Below are 17,360 nucleotides of genomic sequence, written 5' to 3'. Positions count from 1 at the left end.
CATCTCAGAGGCCTGACACAAGCGCGCACTCGATCACACGTTCAAGAGGTTCACGATGTCCTTGCATTCCGAGCGGCATCCACACAAGCGCGTCTCCGTGCGGCTCTCCGCTGTCGGCGGGCGCCAGGTGCGTGCCGAGCTCGAGGGCATCGGCACGGCAGGCGCCCGAGGCTTCGGCCGGCTCTCCTCGGAGATGGAGCTGGCCAATGCCCGGCTTGCCGGCTTTGCGCGCCGGGCCGGTGTGGCTCTGGCGGCGCTGACCAGCGCGGCTGCAGCTGCCGGCGCTGCGATGATCCGCTCGGGGCTGCAGACCATCGACGCGCAGGCCAAGCTGGCGCAATCCCTCGGAACAACGGTGGCCTCGATCCAGACGCTGGAACGGGCGGGCGCGCTGGCGGGCGTGTCAATGTCCGGCATCGAGCAGGCCACGAAGGACCTGACGCGCCGTCTCAGCCAAGCTGCGTCTGGCACCGGGCCCGCTGCCGACGCATTGGATCGCTTGGGACTATCGGCCAACGAGCTTATTGCCCTGCCGCTCGACCAGAGGGTCGGCGCGATCAATGCAGCGATCGAGAAGTTCGTGCCGGCGGCGGAGCGCGCGGCGGTGGCGGGCCAGCTCTTCGGCGAGGAAGGCTCCATCGCGATGAGCCGGATCGACACCGCCACGCTGCGCCAGGCGACGGCGGATGTGCTGGCCTTTGGCGTGGTTGTATCCGAGCAGGATGCCGACCAGATCGAGCGCACCAATGACGCGATCTCACGGCTCGGGCTGATCTGGCAGGGCGTGTCGAACCAGCTGGCGGTTGCCGCCGCCCCGGCGCTGGAGGCCGTCGCCAATGCCATGGCGGCGGTCGCCAGCCGCACCGGCCCACTCGGCATCGCCATTCGCGGCCTCTTCGACCAGATCGGCCGTCTGACCTCCTATGCCGCCACCTTCGCCGCCTTCCTTGCCGGGCGCTGGGTCGCCGGGCTGGCCGTGGCCGCGCTGTCGGTGCGCGGGCTGGCCACGGCGCTGGTGCTGCTGCGCGGCGCGCTGATCCGCACCGGCATCGGCGCGCTCGTCGTCGGTGCCGGCGAGCTGGTCTATCAGTTTGCCGAGCTGGCCCGGCGGGTGGGCGGGGTCGGCGAGGCCTTCCGCCTGCTGGCGCGCCTTGCCTCGGAGGTCTGGTCCCGGATCGGTCTCGCGCTCGATGTGGCACTGGCGCGGATGGCGGCGGGCTGGGAGGGGCTGACGGCTGCTGCTCTCTCGGCGCTGGAAGGGAGCATCGCCGGCGTGGTGCAGTTCGGCGATCGGACGGTGGCAATCTTCCAGGGCGCCTATGACGGCGCGGTGGCGATCTGGGCCAAGCTGCCCGGCGCCATCGGCGAGTTCGCCTATGCGGCCGCGAATGGGCTCATCGGCGGCGTCGAGGCGATGCTGAACGGGGTCGTCACCCGGATCAATGGCTTCATCACCGGTCTGAACGCTGCGCTGGAGCTGCTGCCGGACTGGGCTGTGGGCGAAGGCGGCATCCGGATCGGCATCCTCGATCCGGTTGAGCTCGGCCGGATCGACAATCCCTTCGCAGGCTCGGCCGCGGCGGCAGGCACGGCGGCGGCAGACGCTTTCTCGGCGGCGCTGTCCCGGACATATCTGGAGGCGCCGGATCTCGGTCTCGGCGCCATGGCCGAGGCGGCGAGCGCGCGCGCCGAAGGGTATCGCGAGGCGGCGGGCAAGCTCACCGAAGCCGCAAACCGGCCGCTGGCGGCCTGGGAGGCGCTGAAGGCCACGGTCGCCGGCAGCGGCGCCGAGGCCGAGACGGCGCTGGGCGAGGCCGGCGCGGCCGCGCAGGATCTGGCCACCTCGCTGGATGAGGCCGGGCGCGCGGCCGGCGGCGCAGGGGCAGCTTCTGGTGCCGCAGTGGCTGCAGCCAAACCGGCAACCGAGGCCGCTGCCACCGGCTGGCGGGCCGTGACCGCGGCGCTGTCGGAATATGCGGCTCGCGCCCGGGAGATCGGCAGCGATATCGGTCAGGTGCTGACCAGTGCCTTCCAGTCCGCCGAAGAGGCGATCGCCACATTCGTCAAGACCGGCAAGCTGGACTTCAACGATCTCGTCACCTCACTGCTCGCCGATCTTGCAAGGCTGGCGGTACGGCAATCGCTGCTCGCGCCGCTGGCCGGGCTGCTGTCGCAGGCCCTGGGCGGACTGACCCGCGGGCTGTCCGGCGGCATCTTCGGCGACCTCTCCGCGGGGGTGTTCCATGCCGGCGGCACCGTGGGCGGCCCTGCCCCGATGCGGCGCATGCCGGCGTTGGCCTTTGCCGGCGCGCCGCGGCTGCATGGCGGCGGCTGGGCGGGGCTGCGACCCGACGAGGTTCCGGCAATCTTGCAGCGCGGCGAGCGGGTGCTGTCTCGGCGGCAGGCGCAAGGCACGGGCGGGGATGGCATGACCATCATCTTCAACGACCAGTCCCGCGGCGTCGATGTCGAGATGGAGGAGACCGTGGCACCGGGTGGCGGCCGCGCCCTGTCCTTCACCCTGGCCGACAAGGTCGGCGAGGCGCTGACCAAGCGCGGCGGCGGCGCGAACCGAGCGCTGAGCGCCATGGGCGTGCGGCCGCCAAGGGCGCGGCGATGACAGTTGCTACCTGGCCCTCGGACCTGCCGCGGCCGAGCCGGGCGGGCTATCAGCGGCAGACCGACGATCCGCGGCTGGCCCGGCGAGCTGAGGCCGGCCCGCCCACGTATCGCCGGCGCTGGTCGAGCACCACCCGCTCCGTGGCGCTGGTGATCGATGTCAGCCGCGCGCAGAAGGCGGTGTTCGACAGCTTTCATGACGAGGTCACCGCCTTGGGCAGCCTGCCGTTCTGGATGCCCGATCCCACCACCGATGGCTGGCCGGTGCTGGACGCAGCCGGTGCACCAGTGCTGGCGGGAGATGGCGCACCGCTGCTGCTGGCGGCGCAATGGCTCTGCCTCTTCGGCGCAACGACCCCGGTGGAGACGCTGCGCGGGGTGCGCTTCCAGATCTCCTTCGGCGTGACGGTGCTGCCATGAGGACCATCACATGACCCGGCGTATCTCTCTGAATGCCCGCCTCGCCCAGGATGCGGCCCACTCCGCCGAGATCGAGGTGGTGCTGATCATGGTCGAGCATCCGGATCTGGAGGCCACGATCCGGCTCTCGACCGACAATGGCGAGCGGATCTCGGTCGACCCGCTGATCTACGGCACCCGCTCGACCTGGCGTGGCAGCAACCCGGTGACCGAGCCGTTCCTGTTCATCCTGGCGAGCGCTGAACTGCCAAGTGATCTCGAGGGCGCGCCGGCAGAGGCCACCATTGTCATCGAAGCGGTGACGCATGAGGTCGCGCGGCTGCTGCGCAGCTTCACCAGCCGGGCCACCGTGCATATGGCGGTGGTGCTGGCGAGCTCCCCCGATGTGATCGAGTACGAGGCGACGGGCATGCGGCTGATGCTGGCCGAGGGCAGCGCCGGCGAGGTCACCACCTCGATCGGCCGCGAGCCGGTGGAGGAGGAAAGCCTGCCCGGCCTCAGCTTCACCAAGGACCGGTTCCCGGGGCTGCATCGATGACACACTGGTCTGGGAAGTACCTGGGGGTGCCACATCGGGACCTTGGGCGGGACAGAACCGGCGCCGATTGCTGGGGCCTCTTGCGGCTCGTCTATGCTGCGGAGCTGGGCGTCGAGCTGCCCTCCTATGCCGGGGCCTATCACAGCGCGGCCGAGGCTGCGGAGATCGCGGCGTTGATCGACGGGGCCGAGGATTGGACCGAGTGGCAGCCGGTCACCGCGGAACAGCCCTTTGACGCCGCCCTGTTCCGCCGCGGTTCGCACCGCTCGCATGTCGGCATCATCGTGCGGCCCGGGCTGATGCTGCACATGGCCGAGACCGGGGCGCGCATCGAGGACTATCGCCTGCCGCGCTGGTCCGGCCGGCTCACCGGCCTCTATCGCCATGTCTCGCAGATCCGGAGCCCTGGATGATGATCTCTCCACTGTCCGGTCCCGCGCAGACTCACGCGGCGCAGCCGGCGCTTGGCCCCGCGCCTCGCCTCGTCCCGGTTCTGGCGGCACCGCTGATCGACCCCGGCGCGGGCCGCATAGCGCTGGACCTGCCCGAGGGGCTGACCCTCGCCGAGATCGTCCACCAGGCGCTGCCCGGCCTGCCGCCGGCGGATCTCGCGCTGGTCCGGCTGTCGCTGGTGACGTCCGCCGGCGCCGAGGCGATCGATCCGGCGCTCTGGCATCGGGTGCGGCCGCGGGCGGGGGTGCGGGTGGTGATCCGGCTGCTGCCGGGCAAGAACGCCCTGCGCTCGATCCTGATGATCGTGGTCTCGGTGGCGGCCATCGCGCTGGGCGGGATGCTCGCCCCGGCGCTGGCCGGCGCCACCGGTATGGGCCTTGGCGTCGCCAAGGGCCTCATCACCGCCGGGCTGACCATGGTCGGGCAGATGCTGGTCAATGCGCTGGTACCACTGCCCCAGCCCCCGTCACCGCAGGAGCGCCAAAACCGCTACACCATCGGTGCGCCGCGCAACGAAAGCCGCCCCGACCGGCCGGTGCCGATGCCGATGGGCCGCCTGCGCTATGCCCCGCCCTATGCCGCCTCGAGCTATACCGAAATCGTCGGCAATGATCAGTATGTCCGCGCGCTGTTCTGCTTTGGCGACGGGCCGCTGCACCTCTCGGCCTTCCAGATTGGCGATACCGGCCTCGAGAACTTCAAGGATGTCGAGATCGAGGTCCGCGAGGGCCGCCCGGGGGATGCGCCGGTGACGCTCTATCCGCGCCAGGTGCTGGAGGAGGCGGCCAATGCCGAGCTGACACGGCCGCTGCCCCGCGATGCTTACGGCGAGGTGATCAAGAACCAGCCGGCCGAGGAGACGCCGGTGCAGCGCTTCACCGCCTTCGACACCTGGGCCTGCACGGTGATGATCGGCCTGCCGGCGGGCCTCTTCAAACTCAACGACGAGGGCGATCTCAAGTCGCGCAGCGTCGCCGTACGCATCCGCCAGCGCCAGCCGGGCGACGTTGACTGGCAGGAGGTGGTCACCCTGACCATCAGCGCGAAGGAGCGCGAGCCGTTCTTCCGCGCGCATACCTGGGTGTTTCCCACCCGCGGCCGCTGGGAGCTGGAGATCACCCGGATGACGGGGGAGAGCACCTCGACCCAGGTCTCCGATCGCACGCTGCTGGCGGCGATCCAGTCGGTGCGCCCGGAATACCCGATCAGCAGCGACCGGCCGCTGGCGCTGGTGGCGCTGCGCATGCGGGCGACGCATCAACTCTCGGGCGCGCTCGATACCTTCTCAGCGTTGGTGCAGCGCTTTGGGCGGCATTGGGACGGGGCGGCGTGGCAGCCGAACGTGCTGACCCGCAATCCGGCCGCGGCCTATTTGCATGCGCTGCAGGGCGGGCAGAACCACTTCCCGGTGCCGGATGCCGGCATCGACATGGGCCTGATCGCCGATTGGTACGCTTGGTGCGAAGGCCGCGGCCTCGAGTACAACGCGGTCCATGAGGATGACACATCGCTCCTCGAGGCGCTGATCGCCATCTGCTCGGCCGGCCGCGCCAGTCCCCGCCATGACATGCTGCGCTGGGGCGTGGTCATCGACCGGCCGGGCGATCTGGCCGTCGATCACATCAACCCGCGCAACTCCGATGCCTTCAGCTGGAGCCGGACCTACTTCGATCCTCCCCATGCCTTCCGGGTGCGCTTCCTCGACGAGACTGCGGAATATGAGCCCGCCGAGCGCATCGTGCCCTGGCCGGGCCATCAAGGCGAGATCCGGCTGATCGAGGCGATCGAGCTGCCGGGCAAGACCCATCCGGACGAGATCTGGCGCGAATGCCGACGGCGGATGTACGAGCTCATCCACCGCCCCGACACCTTCTCGGCGCTGCAGAGCGGCCGCGTCGGCATCGCCACCCGCGGCGATCTGGTGATGGGATCCTGGGACGTGCTCGAGCGCAGCATGATCGCAGCACGGGTGCGCGGGACCCTCGGCAGCCTCATTGAGCTCGACGAGGAGGTCGAGATGGAGGCGGGCAGCGAATACGGCATCCGCTTTGCGGTCATCACGCCCGATCCCGTGGATGTCACGCGTGTGCTGACCACCTCGGTTCTCCGGGCGGTGGCCTGGCGCGAGGGCCGCTCGCGGGCCCTGCAGTTGGTGGAGGCGGACCTGATGCCGGAACCGGGCCAGCTGGTGCATGTCGGCGTGCTGGGCCAGGAGAGCCTGGCGCTGCGGGTCAAGGGTGTCGAGGCCGGCGAAGGCGGGACTTGCGTGCTGCGGATGGTGGCGGCGGCGGAGATCATCGACACGCTGACCGATGCCGAGGATCCTCCCGACTGGACCGGCCGCATCGGCACGGTGCTGGACGGAACCAGGGTGCCGCTGCCGCCGAAGCTGGGACCGGTGGTCTATGACGGCTTCCTCTATGTCACGGTCTTCCTCTCGCCCGGGCAAGGCGAGACGGCGCTGCTGGCCTCCTATGAGCTCGAGCACCGCGCTGTCGGCACGCCCTCCTGGAGCCTGATCACCGTCCCGGCCGGGGATGGCGCTGCGAGGATCACGGCGCTGCTGCTGACCGGGACCGAGCTGGAGCTGCGTGCCCGCGCCATTGGCGTCGACGGCACCCGTGGCCCGCTGACCTTGGTGCTGAAGGTCGACAGCAAAGGCCGGCTGATCGAGCCGCCGGCGGCACTCGATCCCGCGGCCATCACCGTGACCGGCGGCCTCGGCCATGCCCGGATCGAGGCCGCGGTCGCGGCGGATCCGGGCCGGACAAGGGTGCAGATCTACCGCGCGCCCTCCGGCACGGCGCTGGACCCGGAGGTCCATGCCTTGGGCGCGCCGCTCCCGGCGGCCTCCGCGACGACGATCAGCTATGTCGATGGCGACGCCACCCGGACCAACCTCCTCGTGGATGCCGGGTTTGTCACCGGCACCGGCTGGAGCCTTGGTCCTGGCTGGACCATAGCCAACGGCGTGGCCACGCATGCGCCGGGAGAGGCCGGAGCGCTGGAACAGGCGCAGGCGCTGACGGCCGGAACTTATCGCGTGGCCTTCAGCGTCGCCGGCCGCACCGCAGGATCGGTCACCGCGCAACTGACCGGCGGCACCCCGGCCTCTGGCACGGCCCTTACCGCCAACGGCCTCGCGCTGGACCGGATCGTCACCGGCGCCAATGACAGCTTCGCGCTGCTGGCGGATGCGGCGTTCGACGGCAGCATCGATGATCCGCGGCTCTACCGCGAGACCGCCGCCTGCGCCCCGGCCGGGGCCTTCGATTACTACCTTGAGCCGCAGGATGCGGAGGGCCGAGCCGGCCCCGTCTCGGGGCCCTATCCCGTCACCATTCTCTGAACCCTCAGCATTCGTCAGGAGGCCGACTTGGACAGCGGCGTCAGAACCACCAGTATCTCGGCCGCAGATCTCGCCGACGAGGTGCTTGGCAACTACCAGGGCAGCACCATCCGCATCGCGGTCACCCGGCTGGCGGCGCTACTATCGGCGATGACCGGCCCCGCTTATGCCACACGGGCCCAGCTTTATGCCGATCTCTCCTGGCCCGCCGGTGCCACCGGCCATGTCCATGGCGATCCCGACCCGGCACTGATTGGCACCTATCGAAAGAGCGGCAATCCCGGCGCGGGAAGCTGGACCCGGATCGGTGATCTGCCGACCGGCACTGTCGGCCAGGCGCTGCTCGCGGCCGAGACCGAGGCGCGGCGCGTGGCGACCGCCGATGGCGGGGTGCTGCGCCTGACCAATGTCGGGGGCACCGCCGATGCCGCCACCGCGGATCTGGCGCCCGGCGTGGCAGATATCGGCATCCGCTCCAGCCTCCTGCTGTTCTATGTGCCGATCGCCACCAACACGGAGTCCGGACCGACGCTGACCATCGCCGGCGTCACCCGCGAGCTTCGCATCCCCGGCAGCGGACCGGTCGGGCCTGGCGAGATGGTGGCGGGCAGCGGATATCTCCTCAAGGTGCAGAGCACCACAGTGCTCCACCTTCTCGGCGGCGGCGCATCGGCCGCGGCCATCGCCGAGGCCGTGGCCGGCGAGGCCGCAGCCCGCAGTACCGCGATCGCAGCCGCTATTGAGGGTGAGGCGACCGCACGCGCCGCCGCGCTCGGGCAGATCAACCTGCGCATGGGCGGGGTGGAGGCCACGGCCTGGTTCCCGGTGTTCAACGCGAGCTATGTCGCCGGGCAGATCCTGGAAAGCGGCTCGCTGCTCTGGGGCATCACGTCTGGGGATTATCGGCTGGAGGTCGCGGGCAAGGCAATCGCCCGGCTCGAGGAGGTCACCGCACTGTCGGCGGATGTCGATGACCGCCTCGCCGCGCTGCCGCTGCCGGCGAACCTGCTGGGCGATGCCCGCAAGATCGCCATTGCCTGGCGCGCGGAGAGCGGCACGGTGTTCGGCGGCTTTCGCGAGGATGGCGTCTTCTTCTCGGGCGGCGCGCCGCTCGGCGCCGAGGCGGTGACGCTGCCCTCGGGCGCGGCGGCCCTGGCGCTGGACAACGGCCGCGTCATCCGCATCGGCTGGGGTGACGTGCTGACCGGCCCGATGCAGTACAAGACTGCCGCCATGGGCTTCCGCGCCGGCACGCTGCGCTTCGTCCATGATCTCGGGGCCGCGGGCCACAAGGTCGATGCGATGGATGTCAGCTTCTCCTGGCCACTGGCGGCAGCCTACACCCAGATCCAGCCCTACCTCATCTATGGCCAGAGCCTGGCGCTGGAGCAGACCGCCGATGCCGCGCTGACCGGCGAGATCGCCCCGGGCCGGGCGCTGATGTATGACACGGCCAATGCGCCCAGCATGTCGGTGGTCGAGGCCAGCTCGGGAGACAAGTCCGACTTCGGCCCCTCGCATTACCCCAACAGCGATCTCGCGCGGATGGTCAACCTGCGCGAGGTCTCTGGGGAAAGCCCGGCCTCGGCCGCCGCCGGCGTGCTGCTGCCCGGGCTCTCCGCCAGCACCGGCCTCGTGCTCAGCAACCACGCCCGCGGCGGCTGGGGCATGAGCGGCCTCGTTGCAAAGGATCAGGCGGGTGGCACCGGCATCCAGTATGCCGGAATCCTGCGCGCCGCGGCCCGCACCCGGGCCTTTTGCGATGCCCATGGCCGCAGCATGCTGCAGCCGGTGATGTCCTTCATCCATGGCGAAGCCGATGCCGGGATGTTCGGCTATGTTTACCGGGACTATCTCGAGAAGCTGCAGGCGCGACTGACGGCGGACCTGTCGAAGATCACCGGGCGCAGCGATCAGGTCCGGATTGCCCTCTGCCAGACCTCCAAGATCGACCATGGCGGCTCGGGCAGCCTCGGCCAGACCGTCAATGGTGCCGCGGTGCGCTACCCTGTTGCCGCCGCGCAGCTGCAGGTCGCGCTCGATCACCCGGACCGCTTCATTTGTGTCGGCCCGAAGTACCACCTCGAGCGGCGGCTGCCGACCGACGGGACACACCTCACTGCCGTCTCATCGAAGCTCTGGGGCGAGTATCACGGCCGTGCCATCCGCAGCGGCCAGCAGCCGCTGCATGTCTCGAGCTACAGCCGCAGCGGCGCGGTGATCACCCTTGGCGTCAGCGGCGGCGATGGCTCGGCGCTGGTCGTCGACACGGTGCAGGTCAGCGACCCGGGCAATCTTGGCATCCAGTGGTGGGACAATACTGCGAGCCCGCGCAACGTCCTGGGGGTAGACGTCTCCGGCCGGACGATCACCGTCACCCTGACCGGCGACCCGGGCGCCCTTGGCGGCGCGGTGCGCGGCGTGCTTGGCATCGGCCTGAAGCAGACGGTGGAGGGTGACTATGGCCCCACCGGCGGCAACCGCACCTGCATTCGAGACAGCTGCCCCGATCTCAGCACCCAAGGGCTGCCGATGCAGAACTGGCTCTGCCACGACCGCTTCATCGAAGGCGACGACACCTTCACCCCGCGCCCGTAACCAAGAGGAGAGAGCCAAATGCTCGTCCAGACCGTTCCCGGCACGGCCGGTATCAGCATCCCCGGCGCGCCGGTGATCACCTTCACTGACTATGACCGCGCCATCGCCGCGCTGCCGGGGCTGACCTACTACATCGATCCTGCCAATCCGGGGGCAGATCGGAAGTCCGGGGCCATCTACATCAACAGGAACAATGATCCCCTCGCCAGCGTCACTGTCTCGGCCGAGATGAACGGCCTGCCGGCCTGGAACATGGTCTCGAACCTTTTGCAGTTCCGCCTGCCGAAGAACTCCGCGAAAAACAGCTTCACCTGGCTCATGGCCGTCTATCCGACGACGATCGGCAACCTCGCTTTGGTCGAGGAAGGCGCCAATGAGAACCTCAACAAGTTCTGGATCTCCAGTGCCACCGCGATGCGCTTCCACACCTCAAACACCGGGGGCATCTTCGAGCAGAAGGCAGCGGGAACCGTGCTGCCGCCGAACACCCGCGGGATCCAGGGCGTCTCCTTCGACTATGCGACCAGGAAGTCCTCGATCCTGTTCGCGAACGGCAGCTGGTCGCCGGAATACACCCACAGCCTGGCCTTCGATGTCGAGGCCGATCCCAACGCAAGGCTGGTCATGGGCTGGGGCGGCGGCACCAATGTGATGCAGGGGCTCATCGGCGACGCGCTCTACTTCGACCGGGCGCTGCACCTCGCGTCGAATGCGGCGGTGTTTGCCGCGGCACGCGATGCGCTGGTGGCGAAGTATGCGGTCGCGTGAAGCGGCGCGGTCCCGGCCATCCGCGGCACAAGCTGGAGCGACACAGATGACACCCCCGCAGTCCGACCAGGGCTTCGTGCGCATGCCCGATGCCGAGTTCGAGGCAATCCTGACCCGCGCGGCGGAAGAGGGTGCCAAACGCGCCCTTACCGATGTTGGCTTAGACGGCGACGAGGCCGCGCTCGACATCCGCGACTTGCGGTCGTTGCTCGATTGCATCCGCCTCGCCCGCCGCACTGCCCTGCAGGCCGCGGTCCGCATGATCACCACCGGCGTCATGCTGGCGCTGCTCGCGGGCATCGCCATCAAGCTCAAGATTTTCGGCGGCAGTCCTTAGCAGTTCACCACCCCAAACCATCAGCCCAACCGCACCCGCCCTCGAGGCGGGTTTTTTCGTTTTGGAGGACCCTCATGACCACGACCTTCCACCGCCATTGGCGCGACGTGCCCGAGGGCACCTGGCGCTGGCCCAACTTCTCCCCCGCCGAGATCGCCTGCCGGGGCACCGGCAAGCTGCTGGTCAACGAAACCGCGCTCGACAAGCTTCAGGCGCTCCGCGATCGGCTGGGCAAGCCGCTGATCGTGCGCTCGGCCTATCGCAGCCCCGAGCACAACCGCACCGTGGGAGGGGCGAAGCGCTCGAAGCACATGGAGGGCGTGGCCTTCGACATAGCGATGTCCAACCATGACCCCGCCGCCTTCGAGGCAGAAGCGCGGGAGGTGGGCTTCCTCGGCTTCGGCTTCTATCCGCGCTCGGGGTTCATGCATGTCGATCTGGGGCCCGCGCGGCAATGGGGCGAGCGGTTCCCAGTCCGGGCGACGGCATTTGCATCCGAGACTCCGCCCGCGCGCGAAGTGCTGGCCGACAGCCGCACCATGAAAGGTGGCGGAGCTGCCGGCGTCGCGACGCTGGGCGCAGCCGGGGTCGAGATGGCGCAGAGCGTCATCGCCGAGACCCAGACGGCGATCCTGCCGCTGGTGCCGTATCTCGACACCCTGCGCTGGGTGTTCATCGCGGTCGCCCTCGGCGGTATCGCGGTCGCGATCTACGCCCGCCTCGACGACTGGCGCCGGGGGCGGCGGTGATCGGCGGGCTCCTGACCGGGTTCGCCGCCCGCCCGTGCATGCGGGCGGCGCTGCGCTACGGAGCCATCGCGCTGGCAGTGCTCCTGTTACTGCTTTCGCTTCGGCGCTCCGGCGAACGCACGGGACGCCTCGCCGAACGCCTTGAGACCATGGAGAAGGCCGATGATGTCCAACGCCGCATGCTGGAAGCGGCGGCTCGCCGCCCTCGCGATCGCAACGAGCTTGCTGAGCGGCTGCGCAACGGGCGCTTCTGACCACGGCGGTCGCAAGGCGTGTCCGCCGGTCGTCGAGTACAGCGGTGAGTTCCAGGCGCGGGCGGCCGAGGAGCTGGCCCGCCTACCAAAGGGGTCGGCCATCGCCGAAATGCTCGCCGACTATGTGGTGATGAGGGAGCAGGCGAGAGCTTGCGGAGCGACGGGCTAGGCGTGTCGTTGGAAGACCCGCGTCGATCCGTCACCCATCACCAGCAGAGCATCGAACGCGTCGCGCTGATTGCCCATCTCCATGCCCGGTGAGCCGATCGGCATACCCGGAACGGACAGGCCGATGGCGTCCGGGCGTTCGGCGAGCAGACGCTCGACATCGCTCGCAGGCACGTGACCTTCAACGACAAACCCATCCACGAGCGCGGTGTGGCATGACGCCAGATCGGGCGTGATTCCGGACCGCGCCTTGAGGGCGTTGAGTGCCTCCTGATCGATATCCTGCGCGTCGACGGCAAAACCTGCGCGCGCCATGTGCTCGACCCAAGCGGAGCAGCATCCGCAAGTCGGCGACTTGTAGACTTCGATTCGGGCCGGTGCTGCGAGCGCCGGTCGTGCGATGGCAAGCGTTCCCATGGCCATGGAAATGAAGCGTCTACGGTTCATGGTATTATTTCCTGTCTTTCCTCTTGATTTCGGTGGCTGGTACAATTTCGTGCGTAGCCGCCTCATGCTCATTCTGCCTCGTCATTCGATCACGGTCTCTGCCCCCGAGAGATCGTCCAGGATCGGACAGTCTGGGCGATCGTCTCCATGACAATCCGAAATCAGAGTCTGAAGCGTGCTGCGCATGGCCTCTAGCTCGGCGATCTTCCGGGTGATCCGGTCCCGGTGCTGCTCGGCGATTTCCTTCACGTCGGCGCTCGCACGGCTGCGATCCTCGTAGAGCGACAGGAGAGTCCGGCATTCCTCGATGGAGAAGCCGAGGGATCTGGCCCGTCCCAGAAATGCGAGCTTGTGAGCGTCGCGCTTGCTGAAGTCCCTATACCCGTTGCCGCCTCGTTCGGGGCGCACCAGGCCGATGTCTTCGTAATAGCGGATCGTCTTTGCTGGCAATCCGCTCAGTTCCGCTGCGTCACCAATGTTCATACCTATGCACCTCCGACTACTCAGATAAATGTTCCACCCAGCGGAAGGTCAAGAACCTTCCCGCGTCTGGAACCCTCCAGCGCTGGAAGCTTGTTATCGAGTTACCGACGGAAATGGAGGCGCAAATGAACTACGGTCGCTTTTTTGCTATGATCGCCACATCAACGGTGGTGATGTTCGGGCTGATGTACCTGAACACATACCTGATCAGTCATATCTTCTGGTCGGAAACGCGAGCCTATATGGCAATCGTCATGGGGGCGGTCATGGCCTTCATCATGCTGGCCTTCATGCTCGGCATGTACGAGAACCGCACGTTCAATATCGCGATTTTCGTTGGCTCCATCATCGTGTTCGCAGGGGCTCTCTGGCTGGTGCGCAGTCAGGTGACGGTACAGGACCGCTCGTACATGCGGGCGATGATCCCGCACCATTCGATCGCCATCATGACCTCGTCCCGGGCGGATATCACCGATCCAAGGGTGCGCACCCTGGCAGATGACATCATCTATGCCCAGGACAAGGAAATCGCGGAGATGCGCTATCTGATCGCGGACATATCGGCGAACGGGGAAGCGGCACCCCGAGGAGATCAACCAGCGGCCGAACTCAAGGATGCTCGCGATGCCCTGTCCAGCGAGGTCGTCTCCAAGGTCGACCCGGAGTTCCTAACACAGGCGGATATTGCTCGGGTCTTCCCGGACGGGGCCGCGTGCAGCTTCACCTACACCGAGACGAGCCCGCCCGTGTTCGTGTCCGGAAACGACACCGCTCTGGTCAAGATCAGCGGCGATCTCGTCCGCCTCGGCGGCGGTGGACAGAACTTCACGGCCGACCCGATCACGATCCAGCTGCGGGACACCGGGGATGACGGCCTTGAAGAATTCGTCATCAGCGCGGGCCCAGATTACGAGGCCGGTTTCCGCGGTCAGTACACCTGCACGAACTGAGGAGGATGGTGATGGCAGATGACACCCTGAAAAAGGCCGTCCTCTATCGCATGGTCATGCCCGAGCATACCTGTCCCTACGGCCTGAAGTCCAAGGATCTGCTGGAGCGCAAGGGCTATACGGTGGAAGACCACCACCTGACCACGCGCGCGGAGACCGACCGCTTCATGGAGGAGCACGGCGTGAAGACGACGCCCCAGACCTTCATCGGCGGCGATCGGATCGGCGGATACGACGATCTGCGCGTGCATTTCGATCTCGACCCGCCACCCGAAGAGCAGAGCGACACCAGCTATCAGCCAGTCATCGCGATCTTCTCGGTGGCGCTCCTCCTGGCGCTCGGCCTGTCGTGGCACCAGTACGGCACGGTGCTGACGCTGCGCGCCTTCGAATGGTTCATCTCGCTGTCGATGACATTTCTCGCGATCCAGAAGCTTCAGGACGTCGAGGGCTTCTCGACGATGTTCCTCAACTACGACCTCTTGGCACGTCGCTGGGTCCGCTACGGGAAGATCTACCCGTTCGGCGAGGCCCTCGCCGGCATCCTGATGACGGCGGGCGCGCTTGTGTGGATTTCGGCGCCCGTCGCGCTGTTCATCGGCACGGTCGGCGCGGTGAGCGTCTTTAAGGCGGTCTACGTTGAAAAGCGCGAGCTGAAATGCGCCTGCGTAGGCGGCTCATCGTCCGTGCCGCTCGGCTTCGTGTCGCTGACCGAGAATCTGATGATGATGGCGATGGGCATCTGGATGCCGCTCAAGATGATCGTGTTCTGACCGTCGAATCCATCTTGACCTTCCAGTGACTGGAAGCACTAGCTTGCGTTTCATCTCAGGCAGGAGTCTGACATGACACGGCACGCCCACCACCATCATAACCACGACGCGAACACTTCCTGCGGCCACGATCACGCGAAGACCAAGGCCGGGCCGCAGGCGACGGACCCGGTCTGCGGGATGTCGGTGACGATCAAGCCCGAGGCGCGCAGCCGCGACTACGGCGGCGATACCTACTATTTCTGCTCCGAGGGATGCCGGACGAAGTTCGATGCCGATCCCTTCTTCTATGCGTCGGGTAACGCCGCAAAGGTCGGGAAGCGCGCGCCGCAGGGCACGCAGTGGACGTGCCCGATGCATCCGGAGATCGTCCGTGACGAGCCCGGCGCGTGCCCGATCTGCGGGATGGCGCTCGAACCGATGGTGCCGTCCGACGCGCCGAACGAGGAACTGGTCGACTTCACGCGCCGGCTCTGGGTGAGCGTCGCCGCGGCGGTGCCGCTGATCGTCCTCACGATGGGCGAGATGGTCGGGCTGCCGGTGCGGGACTGGGTCGGGCACCAGACCGCCGTCTATCTGGAATTCCTGCTGGCGACGCCGATCGTGCTCTGGGCGGCGCGCCCGTTCTTTCAGCGCGGCTGGGCCTCGATACAGAACCGCTCGCCAAACATGTGGACGCTAATCTCGCTCGGGGTCGGGGCGGCCTATCTCTACTCGCTGGTCGCGACCTTCCTGCCGGGTGTCTTTCCCGAAGCGTATCGCATGGGCCACGGCACCGTCGGCACCTACTACGAGGCGGCGGTCGTCATCGTGGCGCTGATCTTCGTCGGCCAGGTGCTGGAGTTGCGCGCCCGCGAGCGGACGGGCGACGCCATCCGGGCGCTGATGGACCTTGCGCCGAAGACGGCACGACGCATTCTGCCCGACGGGTCGGAATACGACGCGCCGCTGGAGAACGTGATGGAGGGCGATCTCCTGCGCGTGCGGCCGGGCGACAGCGTCCCTGTCGACGGCGAGGTCGTGGAGGGCCGATCCTCCATCGACGAGAGCATGATTACGGGCGAACCTGTCCCGATCGAGAAGGTCGAAGGCGACCGCGTCACCGGCGGGACGATCAACAAGAACGGCACTCTGGCGATCCGCGCCACTGCGGTCGGATCGGATACCGTGCTGAGCCAGATCGTCGACATGGTTGCCGGCGCACGTCGCTCGCGCGCGCCGATCCAGGGACTGGCCGACACGGTATCGTCCGTCTTCGTGCCCACGGTCGTTGGCGTCGCGATTATTGCGTTTGTCGTCTGGCTCATCGCCGGCCCGACCCCGGCCTTCGTGTTCGCCATGGCGTCGGCCGTGTCGGTGCTCATCATCGCCTGTCCCTGTGCGCTCGGTCTCGCCACGCCGATCTCGATAACGACCGCCGCGGGGCGCGGAGCGCAGGCCGGTGTCCTCATCAAGGACGCCGAGGCGCTGGAGCGCATGGCGCGTGTCGACACGCTGATCGTCGACAAGACGGGCACGCTCACGGAAGGCAGACCGAAGCTGACGGACGTGCAGGCCGAAGACGGTTGGTCGGAAGACGAGGTCCTGGCCATGGCGGCGGCGCTGGAACGCGGGTCCGAGCATCCGCTCGCCGAAGCCATCGTCGCCGGCGCAGGCGACCGCGGTGTGGAGATGAAGAAATCCACCGACTTCGAAGCGGTGACGGGCAAGGGTGTGACCGGCAAGGTGGGCGGGCAGCCTGTCGCGCTTGGCAATGCCGCGCTGATGCAATCGCTCGGCGTACGGACCGAGACTGCGGACGAGGCGGCCGATGGCCTCCGCGCTGACGGGCAGACCGTGATGTTCGTCGCCATCGATGGCAAGCTGGCCGGTCTCGTCGCCGTCGCCGACCCGATCAAGGAAAGCACGTCCGCCGCAATCCGCGAGCTGCACGCGCAGGGCCTCCGCGTGATCATGGCGACGGGTGACAACCAGCGCACCGCAGAGGCCGTCGCCGCCAGGCTCGGCATCGACGAGGTCCGTGCCGGTGTCCTGCCGGAGGGCAAGAAGGCGCTGGTCGACGAATTGCGCGCCAAGGGGGCGTCCATTGCCATGGCTGGCGATGGAGTGAACGACGCGCCCGCGCTCGCCGCCGCGGACGTCGGCATCGCCATGGGCACCGGCGCTGATGTCGCGGTGGAAAGCGCCGGTCTGACGCTGCTCGGCGGGGACCTGACCGGCATTGTGCGTGCCCGCAAGCTCGCGAAGGCGACGCTGCGCAACATCAAGCAGAACTTGTTCTTCGCCTTCGTCTACAACGCCGCCGGCGTGCCGATCGCGGCGGGTGTGCTCTACCCGGTCTTCGGACTTCTCCTGTCGCCGATGATCGCGGCGGCGGCGATGTCCCTTTCGTCGGTGTCTGTCATCGCCAACGCCCTGCGGCTGCGGCGCATAGACCTCTAGGAGCATGTCGAG

General features: G+C 67.9%; 15 protein-coding genes. 13 read left to right on the top strand and 2 right to left on the bottom strand.

Annotated elements, in window-relative coordinates:
* Positions 1–55: 55 nt before the first annotated feature.
* The 10 genes from Q8S30_RS09180 to Q8S30_RS09135 all read left to right on the top strand — a co-directional run bounded on the left by Q8S30_RS09180 (position 56) and on the right by Q8S30_RS09135 (position 12,085).
* Positions 56–2,620: a phage tail tape measure C-terminal domain-containing protein gene (locus Q8S30_RS09180; RefSeq protein ID WP_305665724.1), complete on the top strand. Its 2,565-nt coding sequence runs from the start codon at positions 56–58 to the stop codon at positions 2,618–2,620.
* Entirely contained in the window at positions 2,617–3,039 is a 423-nt protein-coding gene (locus Q8S30_RS09175; protein WP_305665723.1) for a hypothetical protein, read from the top strand. Before Q8S30_RS09180 ends, Q8S30_RS09175 begins: the two co-directional genes overlap by 4 nt.
* A gap of 10 nt (positions 3,040–3,049) precedes the next feature.
* Positions 3,050–3,577, top strand: coding sequence for a hypothetical protein (locus Q8S30_RS09170; protein WP_305665722.1), 528 nt, complete (start codon positions 3,050–3,052; stop codon positions 3,575–3,577).
* Positions 3,574–3,990 (top strand): C40 family peptidase, encoded by a 417-nt coding sequence (locus tag Q8S30_RS09165; RefSeq protein WP_305665721.1) that lies wholly within the window; start codon positions 3,574–3,576, stop codon positions 3,988–3,990. The genes Q8S30_RS09170 and Q8S30_RS09165 overlap by 4 nt, the downstream gene beginning before the upstream one ends.
* Positions 3,987–7,379, top strand: coding sequence for a host specificity protein J (locus Q8S30_RS09160; RefSeq protein ID WP_305665720.1), 3,393 nt, complete (start codon positions 3,987–3,989; stop codon positions 7,377–7,379). The genes Q8S30_RS09165 and Q8S30_RS09160 overlap by 4 nt, the downstream gene beginning before the upstream one ends.
* 27 nt (positions 7,380–7,406) lie before the next feature.
* The gene (locus Q8S30_RS09155) at positions 7,407–9,977 is read left to right on the top strand and encodes a hypothetical protein (protein WP_305665719.1); all 2,571 of its coding nucleotides are present in this window, start codon (positions 7,407–7,409) and stop codon (positions 9,975–9,977) included.
* A gap of 18 nt (positions 9,978–9,995) precedes the next feature.
* Positions 9,996–10,745: a hypothetical protein gene (locus Q8S30_RS09150; RefSeq protein WP_305665718.1), complete on the top strand. Its 750-nt coding sequence runs from the start codon at positions 9,996–9,998 to the stop codon at positions 10,743–10,745.
* A gap of 46 nt (positions 10,746–10,791) precedes the next feature.
* Complete coding sequence (locus tag Q8S30_RS09145) at positions 10,792–11,082, top strand: DUF6127 family protein (RefSeq protein ID WP_305665717.1); 291 nt, start codon at positions 10,792–10,794, stop codon at positions 11,080–11,082.
* A 74-nt stretch (positions 11,083–11,156) separates the two neighbouring features.
* A complete protein-coding gene (locus Q8S30_RS09140; protein ID WP_305665716.1) occupies positions 11,157–11,831 on the top strand; it encodes a D-Ala-D-Ala carboxypeptidase family metallohydrolase in 675 nt (224 codons plus the stop codon).
* Positions 11,828–12,085 carry a hypothetical protein gene (locus tag Q8S30_RS09135; RefSeq protein WP_305665715.1) on the top strand — a complete coding sequence of 86 codons (258 nt, stop codon included), beginning with the start codon at positions 11,828–11,830 and terminating at the stop codon, positions 12,083–12,085. Before Q8S30_RS09140 ends, Q8S30_RS09135 begins: the two co-directional genes overlap by 4 nt.
* A gap of 165 nt (positions 12,086–12,250) precedes the next feature.
* Here the strand turns inward: Q8S30_RS09135 and Q8S30_RS09130 are convergent, their stop codons facing one another.
* A complete protein-coding gene (locus tag Q8S30_RS09130; protein WP_305665714.1) occupies positions 12,251–12,700 on the bottom strand; it encodes a DUF411 domain-containing protein in 450 nt (149 codons plus the stop codon).
* 81 nt (positions 12,701–12,781) lie between these two features.
* Complete coding sequence (gene cueR / locus Q8S30_RS09125) at positions 12,782–13,183, bottom strand: Cu(I)-responsive transcriptional regulator (RefSeq protein ID WP_305665713.1); 402 nt, start codon at positions 13,181–13,183, stop codon at positions 12,782–12,784.
* 125 nt (positions 13,184–13,308) lie between these two features.
* Here cueR and Q8S30_RS09120 point away from each other — a divergent pair, with 125 nt between their 5' ends.
* From Q8S30_RS09120 to Q8S30_RS09110, 3 genes are all read left to right on the top strand, one after another.
* The gene (locus tag Q8S30_RS09120; protein ID WP_305665712.1) at positions 13,309–14,133 is read left to right on the top strand and encodes a DUF6692 family protein; all 825 of its coding nucleotides are present in this window, start codon (positions 13,309–13,311) and stop codon (positions 14,131–14,133) included.
* 11 nt (positions 14,134–14,144) lie between these two features.
* Positions 14,145–14,906, top strand: a complete 762-nt coding sequence (locus Q8S30_RS09115) for a glutaredoxin (protein WP_305665711.1) — start codon at positions 14,145–14,147, stop codon at positions 14,904–14,906.
* A 72-nt stretch (positions 14,907–14,978) separates the two neighbouring features.
* Positions 14,979–17,348 (top strand): heavy metal translocating P-type ATPase, encoded by a 2,370-nt coding sequence (locus Q8S30_RS09110; RefSeq protein ID WP_305665710.1) that lies wholly within the window; start codon positions 14,979–14,981, stop codon positions 17,346–17,348.
* The last annotated feature ends 12 nt before the right edge of the window (positions 17,349–17,360 follow it).

It is taken from the genome of Frigidibacter sp. (genome assembly GCF_030695035.1).
Taxonomy (GTDB): domain Bacteria; phylum Pseudomonadota; class Alphaproteobacteria; order Rhodobacterales; family Rhodobacteraceae; genus Frigidibacter.
This window is presented reverse-complemented; position numbering and strand designations above follow the sequence as displayed.